Origin of the sequence: Chitinophaga filiformis (assembly GCF_021646545.1) — a bacterium.
In the GTDB taxonomy this organism is placed as follows: domain Bacteria; phylum Bacteroidota; class Bacteroidia; order Chitinophagales; family Chitinophagaceae; genus Chitinophaga; species Chitinophaga filiformis_A.
Window position 1 is genome coordinate 252172 of the sequence record NZ_JAKIRP010000005.1, and the last position, 16046, is coordinate 268217.

10 protein-coding genes are annotated in these 16046 nt (G+C 47.0%); 2 read left to right on the forward strand and 8 right to left on the reverse strand.

The genetic code is table 11. From position 1 onward, the window contains the following. Positions 1 to 2: 2 nt before the first annotated feature. The 5 genes from L3C95_RS15600 to L3C95_RS15620 form a co-directional block, all read right to left on the reverse strand. Positions 3 to 1604, reverse strand: coding sequence for a RagB/SusD family nutrient uptake outer membrane protein (locus L3C95_RS15600; protein WP_236388937.1), 1602 nt, complete (start codon positions 1602 to 1604; stop codon positions 3 to 5). A gap of 17 nt (positions 1605 to 1621) precedes the next feature. Further along, on the reverse strand, positions 1622 to 4780 hold the full coding sequence (locus L3C95_RS15605) for a SusC/RagA family TonB-linked outer membrane protein (protein ID WP_236388938.1): 3159 nt from the start codon (positions 4778 to 4780) through the stop codon (positions 1622 to 1624). 87 nt (positions 4781 to 4867) lie between these two features. Then, the gene (locus L3C95_RS15610) at positions 4868 to 5917 is read right to left on the reverse strand and encodes a FecR family protein (protein WP_236388939.1); all 1050 of its coding nucleotides are present in this window, start codon (positions 5915 to 5917) and stop codon (positions 4868 to 4870) included. A 69-nt stretch (positions 5918 to 5986) separates the two neighbouring features. After that, positions 5987 to 6541 (reverse strand): sigma-70 family RNA polymerase sigma factor, encoded by a 555-nt coding sequence (locus tag L3C95_RS15615; protein WP_236388940.1) that lies wholly within the window; start codon positions 6539 to 6541, stop codon positions 5987 to 5989. Positions 6542 to 6694: 153 nt separating this feature from the next. Continuing rightward, the gene (locus L3C95_RS15620) at positions 6695 to 8734 is read right to left on the reverse strand and encodes a hypothetical protein (RefSeq protein WP_236388941.1); all 2040 of its coding nucleotides are present in this window, start codon (positions 8732 to 8734) and stop codon (positions 6695 to 6697) included. A 315-nt stretch (positions 8735 to 9049) separates the two neighbouring features. On the opposite strand from L3C95_RS15620, the gene L3C95_RS34955 reads away from it, so the two are divergent. After that, complete coding sequence (locus L3C95_RS34955; RefSeq protein ID WP_262915875.1) at positions 9050 to 9178, forward strand: hypothetical protein; 129 nt, start codon at positions 9050 to 9052, stop codon at positions 9176 to 9178. Between the two features lie 190 nt (positions 9179 to 9368). Then, positions 9369 to 12326: a trypsin-like peptidase domain-containing protein gene (locus L3C95_RS15625; protein ID WP_236388942.1), complete on the forward strand. Its 2958-nt coding sequence runs from the start codon at positions 9369 to 9371 to the stop codon at positions 12324 to 12326. Positions 12327 to 13246: 920 nt separating this feature from the next. Here the strand turns inward: L3C95_RS15625 and L3C95_RS15630 are convergent. From L3C95_RS15630 to L3C95_RS15640, 3 genes are all read right to left on the reverse strand, one after another. Next, positions 13247 to 13840, reverse strand: a complete 594-nt coding sequence (locus tag L3C95_RS15630; RefSeq protein ID WP_236388943.1) for an RNA polymerase sigma factor — start codon at positions 13838 to 13840, stop codon at positions 13247 to 13249. 103 nt (positions 13841 to 13943) lie between these two features. Next, positions 13944 to 14903: an MBL fold metallo-hydrolase gene (locus L3C95_RS15635; RefSeq protein WP_236388944.1), complete on the reverse strand. Its 960-nt coding sequence runs from the start codon at positions 14901 to 14903 to the stop codon at positions 13944 to 13946. Between the two features lie 72 nt (positions 14904 to 14975). Beyond that, a complete protein-coding gene (locus L3C95_RS15640) occupies positions 14976 to 16046 on the reverse strand; it encodes a serine hydrolase domain-containing protein (RefSeq protein ID WP_236388946.1) in 1071 nt (356 codons plus the stop codon).

Here is a 16046-nt window from a genome sequence, read left to right on the forward strand (position 1 = left end):
TATCAATTCCAGCCATTTCGAATGTCTTTGGCCACATTGGGATTATAGTTTTTCTCCACATCAGGAATGGGGAACAGCAGGTGTTTATCCTGGAAAGGTTGTGTGCCGGTTCCCGGCTCCGCAGCTTTTTCCGCATTAATAGTTTCTTTGATAATGCCCCATCTCAGCAGGTCGAAATACCGGCATTGCTCTCCGCACAATTCCAGCTGGCGCTCGCGCATCAATATTTTCATGGCATTATCTTTACCGCCAAGCGTGGTATACAAAACAGCATGAGAGCGGGAACGTACACTGTCGATCAACGCCAGTGGAGCATCGCCCGTATTACCTTGCTGGATATAAGCTTCCGCCAGCATCAGCATCACATCTGCCAGGCGGATCACCTGCCCGTTGATAGGACTTTTAGGATCGCCATATTTTTCCACGAGATTGTAATACTCATATTTCTTCCAGCGATAGTCGCCCTGCGGATCGGTAGCATCAAATGGAAACGCTTTTTCACCTGTAGGGCACTGCTGGCAGTACATGGTTTCTCCTCCTGAAGCTGCAGTGCCATAGAAGGTGGATTTAGCACGGGGATCTGTATACGGTTCACCCGTTGCAGGATTGGGATACGTAAATGCCTTCACAGCAGCATTGCTGATGTATACGTTCTTCCAATCGTTCCAGCCATATTCCATCGCACGACCGGTATGCGTTTGTTTACCCACCTGCTCCGCACCATTACCAAACATATAGTAAGGCGAGCCAATGCCCCAGTCGGTCCACTGCTGATGCATGATCTGGAAGATATTTTCGGGCGTGTTCTGATTCGTAGTGCTGAAAACATTATCAAATGAAGGGTCGAGCCTGTAGGCATATGGCGCGCCCATCAACTTTTCGAAGGATGTTTGTGCAAGGGCCCACTTTTTCTGATACAGGTAAACCTTTCCGAGCAGCGCTATCACTGCGCCTTTGGTTGCCCTGCCCAGTTCTGTAGCAGAATATACGGCAGGTAATTCCGAAGTTGCTTCTGCTTCTGTCAGGTCTTTTTCCACCTGCTTCCATACTTCAGCAGCAGGACTGCGCGATAAATAGTTGTTATTAAGTGTAGTCTGATAGTCGGTATACAGTGGCACATCTCCCCATAAGGTTACTAGATGGAAATATGCATATGCCCTCAGGAACTTAACCTCTGCGAGATATTGATTCAGTTTTGCCCGGTCTGCGGTGGCGGTAGGATTCCAGGCCGCTGCCCGGTCTATCACCAGGTTAGTCCGGAAGATCATCCGGTAGAGAGAACTCCATAAGGCACTCTGATCGGCATTGTTGGTACCAAAACTGTAATCGCCCAATTCCTGTTCTGCCCCCAGCAAAAAGCTGGCCCGCTTGGCTTCATGTCCCATCAGGTCAAAAATATAGTAATACTCCCTTGCCCACAATCCAGGGTGTAACAGTGTAGCGTAACAGGCAATAGTAGCCTGGTTCAGCGCGCCGATGTTAGTAAAATAGGTTTCGTATGCATAGGCACTCTGGTCCACCAGGTCGAGGCGCGACTTTTTGCATCCGGTAGAGATGGTTATCAGCGCAGCTATCAGCACTATTTGATGTATATACTTCTTCATAAGATCACGTTTAAAAATTAAAACCCTAATTGAATACCTGCCAGGAAAGTTCTTGGCTGTGGCACCTGTCCCTGATCAATACCACGTGCAAACAGGTAGTCGCCTGCCACTTCCGGATCGTACCCGGTGTACCCGGTGAGCGTAACTAGGTTCTGGGCTGCTATGTAAATGCGGAGCGATTTAACGGCGCCTTTAGTAATATTGCTTAACATCGGCGCCGGGGTGTTATATCCGATAGTAATATTCCGTAAACGCAGATAGCTGCCATCTTCCAGCCACCAGTCAGATGGGCGGAGGTTACCGTTGCCGGTTACATTCTGGCCTATCCTGGGTAAAGCGGCTACATCACCAGGCTTACGCCATCTGTCGAGGATGTCGGTGCTGGCGTTGTGCCCTGTAGACATGAAGCTGGTATTTAATTTTAGGCCATTCAGGAGTTTCAATCCGCTGATACCAGACAATACCAGGTTCAGGTCAAAGTTCTTATAAGTGACACCGGCATTGATCCCATAAATATATCTGGGGATGGCATTACCTAATATTTCCTGGTCCTTTCCCGTAACCACACCATCGCCGTCAATATCCTTATAAATAAAATCGCCCGGCAACAAACCATCCTGATACTTCGCATCTGGTTTGCCTGTTTTTTTTGCTGCTTCCTGGTTCAGGATATTGATTTCATCAGCATCCCTGGCCACATGATCCACTCGGTAGCCATAGAAAGAGCCGATGGCATTGCCTGCTGCCGTGTAAGTAGTGGCGGGTACCGGCGTAAAGGCGCCAGCCTGGATAGGCGCAGAAAACTGATTACCTAACGACAATACTTCGTTGTGATTAACAGATCCATTAACGCTCACATTGAAACTGAAGTTATCGTTGATTTTATCTGCATACCCGACTGTCAACTCAAAACCTCTGTTCCGGACGTCGGCTGCGTTTACTGTTTTACGAGGCTGCGTACCGGTAGGACTTACACCAATACTGGCGGGAAGCAAGGTGGTTACCAGCAACCCCGTACTTTTACGATCATACCAGTCAGCTTCAAGGCTGAGGCGTTTTTTAAAGAAAGCCAGGTCGATGCCTATATCCGTCTGATTGGTTTGTTCCCATTTTAGATCCGGGTTGCTCAGGGTGGTCAACGTGGTGCCGGATATAAATGTTTCTGTACTGCCCAGCGAGTATACCAGTGCGCCGCCAGGTGTGCCCTGGTAGGTTTTTGCGGTATTCAGGAAGTTGGGAATATTGTTATTGCCGGTTTGCCCCCAGCTGGCACTCAATTTTCCGTCCGATAGTACCGGGAGCGTATTTTTTATAAATGCCTCTTCGGAAAAGCGCCAGGATAAACCTACGGCAGCGAAATTACCGTAACGGTTGTTAGGGCCAAAGTTCGAAGCACCATCCCGGCGGTAGCTGGTGGTCAGTATATACTTATCATCATACGTATAGTTCAACCGGCCATAGTAAGAGATCACAGAAGGACGTGCATAGTTGGAATAAGTATTGGTAACGGATTGGGAAGATGCCACACCTACATTGGTGATATTATCATTGGGTTGCCCGGTTCCCCTGATGGAAGAGCCGTTGGTAATACCCGGGTCAATATAGCTCTGCCCCGCAATCAAAGAGAGCTGATGCCTGCCCAGTAGTTTGTCGTACGACAGGTAGTTTTCCAGCATATAGTACGAGTTTTCCGTAAAAGTCAGCAACGACTGGCGGGCCTGGTTCAGGAAATTGGATGCCTGGTACTGTTTCTGATAGCTGTTACTTCTGCTGGAGTTCACCTCTGCTGCAAACTGTGAACGGAATTTCAATCCATCGATGATACGTACTTCGCCGGATAGCTGCGGGAAGAAAGCCAGTGATTTGGTCGTTTGACTTCTCATGGCAATCTCCTGTATCGGATTAACGGCATTGCTGAAGTCATCGATGTTAGAGACGATAGAATACCCGCCCTGGATAGATGGGTCCAGGATGGGTTTATAGGGGGCATATTGTATAGCATTGATAATATTGGCGTAGTTGCCTTTGCTCACATATTGCCGGACGATGATGTTCTGTGTAAACCGGAAGCGGCCCAACGTTTCTTCGAGGCCTATACGTGCCTGGAATCGCTTGTTGGTAGCATTGGTTAAGATGGCCTGTTGATTGATATAAGTGGCGGATATACTATAATTTACCTTTTCACCTCCACCGCTGATGTTCAGGTCATTTTCCGATACCAGCGCATTACGGAAGATGGCGTCCTGCCAGTCGGTACTGTCCTGTAAAACGGCTGTTGTATTGAATTTTGCCGGCAGCACGGTATTCTTGGTAGCGGCGAGATCTTTCAGCGCGTCCACATATTGTGCAGCATTGAGCAGATGCAGTTGTTTCCAGGCTTTGGCGATGCCCCATTGAGAGGTAAAGCTGATACGAGGCGGGCCGGTCTTTCCTTTTTTGGTAGTGATGATCACCACGCCATTTGCCGCTGCAGAGCCATAGATAGCTGTAGAAGATGCATCTTTCAGGATGGTGATACTTGCTATGTCCTGGGCATTAAGCGTATTAAAAAGGTTTTTTGTGCCCTGGATGCCATCCACTACATACAACGGATTGATATCCGTGAAGCTGCCAGTACCCCTGATGATAATCTGGGCATCTGCACCGGCGCCCCCGCTGCTTTGCAGCACCTGTACGCCCGCGGCCTTACCGATGAGCAGCTGCGAGGGATTAGTCGCATTTACCGCACCGGCTTCTTTCACCGTTACTACATTGAAAGCGCCCACTACATCTTTCTTTCTGGCAGTACCATAACCGATAACGACAATGTCGTTCAGGGCCGCCACTATCCTGACGAGGCGTATAGAAAAAGTGAGCGTGGCGCCCGACTTCAGCAAAACATTATTCAGCCGTTGGGTTTCAAACCCCATGTAAGAAACGCTGAGAGAGTATTTTCCTTCAGGGGGCAATCCGGAAAAACGGAATACACCATTACTGTCAGTTACCACGCCTGCGGAATACATTGTTTTTTCATTAAGCGCCACTACAGAGGCGTTGGGGAGAAGGTCGCCCTGATCTGTGCGCACTGTGCCGGTCACCTGCATGCGAACCTGAGCCCGGGTGATCATTGAAACGCCTGAAGTCAACATGACTAGTAGCAGGTACAGACGCCATTTTGGTTGATAGAACATCTTCATAACTGGAATGTGTTTTTAAAGTCCGGAGCATAGCAAGCCCCGGGGCGCTACCGGCGCCCACTTGTGGAATAGAACTATATCGGTGATTTATCTCCTCTTAATTATAAATCCGCTATCATTCCGGATCAGCTGCAGATTATTGGGCAGCGTTATATCGGTTAAGATTTTCTCCAGCGAGTCTGTTTTTTCAAATTTACCATCGAAATAAATCTCCATCACGTCTGAAGGATAATAATAGATGGCTATTCCATAGTAATTACTCAGCTGATCCAATACCTCCGACATGGGTTGATTATTAAATTTATACCAGTCTGGTTTCGTATACCCTGTGTCATTATTGCCGGCTCTTACTAATATGTCCATGCCCCTGGTATTGAAGTCAGACACTAAAACTTTTCCCGTCTTACGGTAGTAATTGAGTTCTTTACCGGGAGTGAGTACCACATCGTTGATGACTTTCTTTTTATTGACGGCGCCTTGTACCATCACTTTCCCGCTGTTCAGTCTTATGCTGATCATATCCTCGCCGGGATTGGCTTTCACATGAAAAAAGGTGCCCAATGCGGTCGTATATAGGTCGCCGCTATACACTACGAAGGGGTGCAATTTATCGAAGGCTACAGTAAAATCGGCTTCTCCTGTCAGGTAAATGTCCCTGTTTTCCCTGAATTGTTTGTCATATACAATACTGGCTGCCGGCAGTAACCTTACCACAGAACCATCCGGCAACGCGATGTCCATGGCTTTATGACTGGTGTTGGTGGTCCGCTGCTGTTGTTCAGTAGGAATCGTTATTGTCAGTTCCTGATTAACAGCACTAATTTTTTGATGATCGCGCTGGAGCAACAACATGGTTCCTCCTGCCAATACGCCGGTGACTACTGCTGCGATGGCCAGTCGTTTAATCCATTTCTTCCGGTTATTGGCCGGTAGCGTTTGTTGATGAATATTCTTCAGCCACTGTTGGGAAACGGTTTCCGGGAAGTAGCCGCTTTCCTGTAATTGCAGGAATTCCTCTTCCGGCAGGTATTTCTCCAGCATATCAGGATGCTCCTGCAGGTAATTGGCCACCCTGCGGGCTTCCTCCGGTGTGCATTGATTGCTGAAGAACCGTTTCAGTAATTCATCATTTATCATATTATATACGGCTGACAGATAAGTAATACGTTTGTAACGGGCGAACTACGTAGTCCGATCCAAAATATTTTAAAACCGGCCAAACCAGGCCAGAAGAGAGGCCAGGAACCCGAGATAATGTTTTATCTGTTTGATGGCCTGGAAAATGTGCGTTTCCACTGTTCTGGACGACAAGGAAAGTTCCCGTGCGATCTGCTGGTGGCTCATGCCTTTAAAACGACTCATTTCGAACACTTTACGACGCATCGGAGGCATCTCTTTCAATGCATCCGCCAGCTTCACCTGTAGTTCCTTTTCTGCCAGCTTCCCCCAGAGGTCATCTACCGGCAGGGTATACTTATCTATTACATGGACCACCTTTTCCCTGTAAACGGTTTCCTTCCGTAGAAAGTCGATCAGCGTGGTGCGGGCAATACGGAACAGCTGTAATTCTATATTGAGGTCGTCTGCGAGATTTTCCCGGTAGTTCCAGCACTTGATGAATGTCAGCTGCGTCACCTCTTCTGCAATAAAGGATGACCTTGTTTTTTGGAGAATAAAATAGTAGATCCTTTTGTGCCAGGAATAATAGACTTCGTTAAATACCAAAAGGTTACCTTGCTTCAAAGCAGCTATAGTATTCAAAACGTGGGGAATTTACCATAGCAATTTAAACAAATAAATATGGAAATGCCAGAGATGCGGCCGGCAGTGTTGCAGGGGTAATGGGAAGCTCGTACCCGTTAAACGAGGACAATTCTCAATTTGCAGCCCCACTGCCTAAATTGGCTTTCACTATTAGTTTCTAAATAACTTGTCAAAAAATGGAGTATGCCTTTTTTCAACGGCCTGAATAAGTTGACTGAACCTTAATACTTCAATATGCATATTTAGATCAGGATAGATCTTATAAAAAGTACCAAAAGGAGTCTTTCGATATCCTTTTCCAATGTTATATGTCTCAAGTTGCTCTGGAATTATATCAACAATTACATATCCAAATTTTGGTGTTTCCTTTCTCACGACAACCTGACTTCCTCTATAGTTCTTTTTTGAATCACCATATAAGAAATCATCAAAATATTCTTCAATTAACTCAGAGAACTCCCATCTATAATCCGCCTTACTTTTCTGATGAGCGATTTCTCCTGGGCGTTTAAATTCAAATACAACCATTGATGAAATTTCTCCTGAATGTTCAGGTGCAAAGCTTATGGGATTATCAAACATTGGCGGATGGTCTATCATTAAAAGGTCCGGCTCTTTTCTGCTTTTATTCTGGGATATAGAAGTGATTGGCTTATCTGAGGCAATAAAAGTATAAGTTGCAAAACGTTCATCCAACAACCATAAATTATGAGAATCATAAGTAATTTCTCTGTCAGTCACACCCATAGGGAATATAAGGTTATGTATATCCTCTTCTAGCTTGTACTTCCCATTTTGGTCTGCTTCAAGGAAACGATTGAACAAATCAATAATAGCTTTTCTCCTAATCATATACTCAGCGAGATTGTCAGCATCATAGGCTGTCTTTTCCACCAGTTCTTTTTTTATCGCCTCAATATTCTCTCGAGTAATTTCTCCCTTGTCTATGAATCTCTGAATTTTTTGATCTATGTTCTTTTTCTCATTAAAGGAGATTCTATAAAGAGCCTCTTCCTTCTTTTCATCCGAAAGATTAGGTGGAATTGAATTCAAAATATCTTCTCTATCAATATATCTGCGGTAGCGCGGCGCCTTTGAAGAAATATAGTTTTTTAATTCTTTAATATTCCTGTCTTGCATTGCTCTAACAAAATCATCATATTCCTTAGCCAATAAATCAGCCAGCTCCTTTTCGATATTATCAAAAGAAAGTTCCGATCCGACCTCATCACGAATATATAACCCGTGTTCACTTTGCTGAGGAATAGTGAAACCATTTCTTGAATGATATACCTTTTTATTTAGATATTCAGACACTACATAAATATCCAGATAATATCCTTTACCATTCTCGATCAGTGCATAGCTGAAGATACTATTCATCTTTCCGATACTTCTTCCTGATCCAACTACTCGGGAGTTTGCACAATAATGTAGGTAGTGGTTCTTTCTATTATTGACTTTTTCCGTCTTTGTGATGTAACATTTAAAGGACTCTCCACCCAGCGCGAAGTTTCGTTCTTTTTCCTTCGATACCTGCTTGTAAAGATCATTAACTACAGCCAGTTCGCCATTTTCGAGATCCAATATTTCAATTAGTGGAAGATCCCCACACAAATAGTATATTAAGCAATGACGCATGATTTCTTCGGCAATTTTTGACACCGAAAGTGCTGTATGATCTTTTATAGCCTGATTATGGCAAGCGGAAAGCTCGACAATTGTCTTTCTAATTGAATCTTCACTTTCCCTGGTATTTATATTTGTGACCTCACTAATTGGGTCAAATTTAAACTCTCTGTATTTCCATACATCACCTTCCTTATAGGTACTTCTAATATAAATTTCTTCAAATGCTGCAAGGACGGTGAATCTACCAATTCCTTTACAGCCAAAAGCTTTATTGTGTCGTGAATAGGCGGTTTGATAGGATTTAAGATTTGCATCTGTGAATCCATTTCCGTTATCGATGACTTTCAAGGAATGTATGGTCTTTGCATCCGCCACTATAACGTTTTGCGGAAATTCACCACGTATAATTTGAATCTGAATCTTTTTTTCCTGTTTATCGACATCTTTCGTTTGTTTTAAGCTTACAATAGCATTCGCTACTATCTCAAACAAAGGTAATAGAGCGTCAGTTGCTTTGAGATCAACTTCACTAACAATATTTTGAACCGGCAAATCCATAAAAAGAAGTGATTGTAAAGTACAAGAGTGTGTTATAAAACTACGAAGTTTTTAGTAATCAAAAACAATATTGAAGTTAGTTGAACTTTTCTGATTAAATCCAAGCAACCAACAGTTTATTTTCATGACAGATATACAATACATGATCATACTTATAACATGCAGATCGAAGCGCCTTTCTAACAATCACAGAAGGAAATTGATTAGGCTCTTTAATCTGTGTTACAAAAAAATGAATGCATAAACGCCAACTACTTCCTTGACTTCTCCGGGCTCAACCCAACAGAGCGAAGTGCATTTGATAGACAAAGGCCCATGAAATTTCTTGGCTATGGCATAGAAAGTGACGTCGCAAGGGAATACTATGACGTTTCGCTTACCCGGTTGTTTGATCTACTGATCTTCCTGAAAGAGACTACACATACCACAGCATTGTTTAATTGAAGAAAGGAACGCTGTAGCATATGGAAGGCGCGGTTAATCACGCCTTTCATATGCCATACAATAGACACCATCAGTGGCAATAATCACGGCTCCCCCGACCCTGAACTTGTCCAAATTCTTTTGCTCATCTCCATAGAAACCGTTAAATTAATATAGATAACCCCGATTATTCCCTCAAACCCCCAATCACATGTCCCACGCAACAGGAACACATGTTACCCTGCCTGGTCCACAAGGCATTGGCCCAGCATTTGGCGCGCCTGACCATCTGGACTTTGTACCAGCACCTGCACCTCCACCCGTAACACCACCGGGCGGTATTAAACTGATCATACTGCATTTCGCCAATGCCAGCTTCCCTGGCAACAGTCGCCTGGAGGTAGAACTAGGCTATGGCACGGATGTATTCACTGTAGCAGATGGCGCTGAGTTCTGGACACGCCCCATTAATGCCAGCCTTTTCCCCGGCGGCATCTCCATCACATATTTTCCCGATGGCGGCGGCGGCGTACAACTGATATCGTTTGGAAGAGGAGAACGTCATGAAGAAGAAAATCCTGGCGGATCTCACGACAGTTATTCAAACTGCGATCCTTTCCTGAAAGATGGCAACTACACAGAGCCGCAATACGACCCGTTCTGGTTCTGTAACACACCGCCGCAATGGGAGAACGTGGCCGCATTACCCGATGGCATACAAAAACAGGTAGCTGCCAGTGTATGTATGCTGGTTGCTGTACACGGCGACCATGTATCTACCTGCTCTGCTACACTGATAGGGCCCGATCTTGTCATCACCGCCGGCCACTGTGTTACAGACCCTGATATGGAAGTACCCACCATGTCTGTCATCTTCAATTACCAGACAAATGCCGATGGCTCTAAACCACCCGGCTATAACGCGATTTTTCACAAGGTGATCAGATATCTGCATCATGGTACAATAGGCCAGTTCGGCTCAGGGCCCATTGACTATCTAATCGTCCAGATAAAGATACCTGACGGCGGTCTTGGCATTCCTCCGATCCCCATGCGCAATAGCCTGCCGGCAGTAGGCGAACAGGTTTTCGGCATACATCATCCCAATGGAGCTGTAAAAAAAGTAAGCCGCAGACACACTGATCCTACCGCCACCGTTACCAGTAATGCCTTGATGATAAACGTGAACATAGATGTTTCCGGTGGTAGCTCCGGTTCCGGACTTTTTGATATGACGGGCCGTTTCCTGGGCGTACTCTCATCAGGCGGCAAATGTAACCTGGGCTATGCACCTTCCGTTTCTATCCTGGACCATATCAGCGAGACGCCAGTCCCTTCTCCTGCCCGCGACGTGATGATCGTATTTGACCGCTCCGGTAGTATGTCTATGGACGCCGGTACCGGCCAGACCAAAATAGCAGAAGCCCGTGACGCCGCTTCTTTGTTTGTACAGCTGATACGAACATCTGGCGCGGACCGTATCGGCCTGGTTTCTTTCAGTACCTCTGCCAGTGATCCGGTCGAGTTTACCCTGCATCCCGTCGACAATGCCAACAAAACCACACTGATAGGTTCAATGCCTTTCTCAGGCGGTATCATAGGCAACCTGATGCCAGGAGGTAACACCAGTATCGGCGATGGCCTGGCGGCAGCCAGAGATACCTTCACCGGAGGTGCTAACCGTAAGACCATCTTTCTGCTGACCGACGGCCTACAGAATACACCACCTATGATCGAAAATGTGGAAGGCAGCCTTTCCAATATTGACGTAGTGGCAGTAGGTTTTGGCACGGAAGCCGGATTGAATGGGCCACTGCTTACCCAACTTACCCAAACGCACAACGGACTATACATGCGGGCCGGCGATGGACTGGATCTGAAGAAATTCTTTTCATTGGCTTTCGGCAACATCTTTGAAGCAGGAACGCTCAACGATCCTGTCTACGTCCTCCCTGCCGCCGAGCGGGCGGCCAAACCCATACCTTTTGCAGTATGCGAAGAATCGTCCATTACAGTTGTACTGGGATGGGATAAGGAAGCCGCACCACTTAATCTGGCATTAAAAGCCCCCTCCGGCAAAGTAATACTCAGCTCGGACGCAAGTGTGGAATCATCCCGCGGAAGAACCTGGGAATTCATGCGCCTGAGCCTCCCTGCCGGCGCTGACCGGAGCGGGCAATGGGAAATCCTTGCAACCCGTGTTGGCGGGGGCGGTGAGTTTCCACCACCGGCTATAGACGTCCGTTTTTTCATCAACGTTATTGTGAAAGACGGCCCCTTTATGGCGCAGAGAATGAAGCAGCGCAAATTCTTTACCGGCGATACCGTCAATCCCATAGTAGCCATCTATAGATCGAATGGCTACCCGCCAGCCAATGCAGCTATAAAATTGACTGTAACCAGTCCTATACGAAGCGTAGGCAACATATTGGCTGACAGAGGACTGATACCGGCCGGAGAAACCGGTGGGGACAACATTCCTCCGCGCTACGCCACACTACAACAGATAGAGGCCGCTCAGCAAAGACCTGTAATTGATTACAGAAACGACACATTTGATCTGTACGATGATGGTGCACACGACGACGGCAGTATGGAATCCGACGGCGTTTTTGGCAACCCGCTCATCAACCTGCTACGCCATGAGGGGCACTACACCTTCCATGCTGTCGCTACCTACGGCGATAACTGCCGTGGCACCCGCGAGCTCACCTGGACATTATACGCTGACATTGGAATAGACCCCGGACAAACAACCGTATCAACTACCGTAATCAGCACTTTACCCGATGGCCACCAGCTTGTAAGGGTCACCTTCACCCCCAAAGATAAATATGGCAATAAAGTAGGCCCGGGAAGATCCGATGCATTTACGCTGGCCGGACTGCCAGGCTCTGAAATGGAAGGAACTGCCACTGACAAAGGAGACGGTAGTTACGAAGTGATAGTGAACTGGCAAACCGACGCCTCCTATCCACCTGGCATCATCATCACACAGGACGGTCGCGACCCCGTGATCATAACCCCCAAACCGGCCAAACCGGATAAAAAACCGGATTGCCGCAAATGGAAACGCCGTAACCGCCAATTATGGTTACTAATTCTGCTGTTACTGTTATTGCTGATTTACCTCATCTTTTTCCTCCCGCCTACGTATGGCCCGTACTAGCGTAACAGATGCCATTGGCCCCGGCGTATAACAACGCGCGGCAACCAGGTATTTTTGTGGCCCATGTCGACGTACACGTCTGGCATACCCTGTGTATACCTCTGGTGTGCCTCTAATGTACCTCTTGTACACTCTGGTACACCTCTTGTACACCTCCGGTGTGCCTCTGGTATACGTCCAGAACAACACGGATATAAGTGACTATTTTAACATTTGCATTACTTTAGATTCGTTTGAGATATAGTAGAGATTCGCTTATCCTCCCTTAATCCTCCCTTTTAAAGGGAAGATTAAGGGAGGATAAGCGAATCTCTACTATATCTCTACTATATCTCTACTATCTCTACGATATCTTAACCGAAACAATTCCTGCCATTGCCAGCAGATCAGCATCATCTACTGGCGGCCTGCCAACAGCATCCATCGTCCCTTAAAGCGAGAGCTGACATTTATCGTTGGGAGAGCGGAAGTAGCAGCGGTTTCAGATGGGAATGGCGGGCCTTCGGCTCTCTGGGCTACGACTGATGCGGCTAAATAGCATTCCCAAGCCCACCCGATTGACAAAGCTAAACAGCCTTCCGCTGCCAGAGAGGCGCCGACCGCCATCCCATACTGAAACCGGGCTACTTAGCGTGAATAATATATTCGCTCAGGATTCGCTCAGGATTCGCTCAAGATCCGGTGAAGATTCGCTCAAGGTCCGGTGAAGGTTATAGCCTATAGGCTCTCTACTATAGCGTTACAGCCACTGTTCTATAGCCCTGGCTATAGAATAGCAGGCGTAAGGCAGGTCTATAGCGCCTATAGCTATGGAACCGCAGGCCATCTTGAGCGAAGTCTGACCCTACTTGTACCGTAGAAAGTCCGGGGCAAGTCCAACCCAAAGGCATGGTAAAGGCATGGTAAAAGCGTACCAACCCCTATCTGATATGACAAAAGAGATACGCCACCAACAGCGCCCAGTCGCCGGAAGAACTGGTTTTCAGATAACTACGCATTCGACGCAGCGCCTCCGTCAGCTGGTTTTTAACCGTCTGTTCTGAAAGATTAAGTTTACGTGCTATTTCCGCTATAGAGAGGTCTTCTTCCCGGCTCATCCGGAAGATCTGCTGCATACGCGTGGGTAACAGACTGACCGCAGCGGCAATATTGGCGGTTAATTCTTTGGTTTCCAGCCTGTCATTGAATTCCTGGCTGTCAAGTATGTCGAATAAGGATATTTTTTTGATCTCGGCAGTACTGAAAGCATAATGACTGATCACCCTGTATTTGATAGCAGCGTGGAGGTATTTTGCAAATTCGCCTTCCTTAAAAACGGGGAGCTCATGTCTCCGGCGCCAGAGGCTCAGCATGACTTCCTGTACCAGGTCTTTCGCATCGTTCACATCCACACGCTGGCTGGCCCGCGTGTATAGCACTTTCCAATACCTGTTGTACAGCATCTCGAAAGCAGCGGTATCATCTCCTTTCAGCAATTGCAGTAAGTCCCCGTCACTGATATGCGTTTCGAACATTTTGATCTTGGTGAGCCGTAAAGTAAAAGCGAATTACTTAAGAATGCAAGCACATGACAAATAATTAACCGGCTGGCACTTATCATTGATTATCCGCAGATCATTATACATTCAGCCCGGCTCCCACTTTCAGCAGTTCCAGCCGCCCATGTATAGCGCCCTTTTTTTCAAGCCCCTTCAGCACATTAAAAGGGTCGCTTATCGGCTCATCAGACAGCTCAAAAGTACCGTAATGCATAGGGATCATCACCTTCGCATGCATATCGTTCGCCGCTTTCACCGCATCCTGGGGAGAGATGTGGCTTTGTGCCATGAAAAAGGCAGGTTTATACGCTCCTATCCCTACAATACAGTAGTCTATAACCGGGAAGATCCGGCCTACGTCTGTAAAATGACTGCCATATCCTGAGTCAGAAGCGAAATAAATGGTCTTGCCACCCGCCTGGATCACAAAAGCGCCCCAAAGCTGGCTATTAAGGTCACGAAACCCTCGTTTGGACCAATGCCTCGCCGGGAGGAAAAAAACCTTAATACGGGCCTCTGTGTGATATTGCTGGTACCATCCTGCCGTCTGAACCTGCTCACTGCCCGTCAGTTTGTGCAGCAGCCCCTCCATTTTCAACCCTGTCAGGTAAGTGGCCTGCGGATTATTATCCGCCAGTAAACGCAGACTGCGCTTGTCACAATGGTCCAGGTGATTGTGGGATACCAGGATATAATCCAGGCCTTTCAGTTTTGCGGGGTCTATGGGAAAAGGCGTACGCCGTTTGAAGAAGATGATATCATAGAAAACAGGGTCGATCAGTATATTGACACCTCCCAGCCGGATAAAAAAAGAGGCATGCCCCAGCCAGACGATGCAATCCCTGCCCGAATGCAGGAACTCCTCATTATGCACGACTTCCGGATGCCAGGTATCCGCTTTTTTCTCTGCCTTCTGGGGATTGCGCTGGAAGCGCCACTTCAGGAATTCAAAGAATGAATACATATGCGGGAACTCATGATTCACGAATTTTCCGCTTTCATCTACCGGTGTTCCCTTCCAGTCAAAAGGTAATTGCATACCGGACAAGTCCGGGTTTGAGACATATTCCATAGCTGCCATCATGTGTACCTGACAAATATACGTTATCTGTTATTCTCCATACCGCCGGGTGAGCTCCCGCTGTAATACATCAACGGCATCTTTTGTGGCAGCAGTCGCCGCATTTGTAAAGATCACATAAGCTCTGTCGGCCTCTTTGACAATATGCACCTTAGTAATGAACGCGCCGGCATTTCCTTCGTTGAAGGCTGCATGATGTTGTGACGGCAGCGGCGGATTAAACCATCCGTAAGAGAAGTAGGGCATCCCGAAGAGCAATTGTTCGAAAGTTTTCTTCGGCAACAGATCGCTCTTCCCTTTCAGCCCCATTAGCAATACCCGTACAAAACGGGTATATTCTTCGATGCTCACATTGATATTGCCTGCCGCCAGCAGCCAGTTCATTTTGTAGCTTTCGGCGGGGACAAGCGGCTGCAGGTTTTCATCATGGCCCCACGGTTGCGTGGTATCTTTCAGGTTGGGATAATCAAAGCGGAAATTAATCCCAAGCCGTGCGCCCAGCTCCTGTACCAGCGTTTTATATGATTTTCCACTTGCTTTCTCCAGCATCAGACCTGCCATGATATAGTCAACATTGGAAGGTGTTAGCCCGTTTTTATCCGGTTTCAGCGGGGCCTGCGTCAGGAAGTTGGCTGCCAGTTGCATACGCTGTGCGGCATAATCGCCATGCAGGTCCCTGAATGCAGGCCTTTCTGAATTGTAGGAATAGCCCTGCAGCCTGCCTCTGAAGTTCAGCAGATTCGCCAGCGTAACTGTATCATAGACATAACGGGTCCTCCATCTCAATTCCGGGAATAGCGTCAAAATGGTAGTATTCCACTGGATCTTCTTCTCCTGTACCAGCAAAGCGGCAATAAAAGCAGTAATTGCCTTTGTATTAGACCCGATATGGAACCGGTCGCCCGGTTGTGCCGCATAGGTGGTATTGGCACGCCTGACGCCCAGCACATGGCATTCCAGCACACTATCTGAAGAAACCACGGCGAATGCCAGTTCAGGCACCTTGTAATGTTGTCTCACACTATCAGCAAAAGATATAATACCCTGGCTGTGGCACAAATGGGTAATGGCCAGCAGCAGTGGCAGCAGCAAACGTTTCAT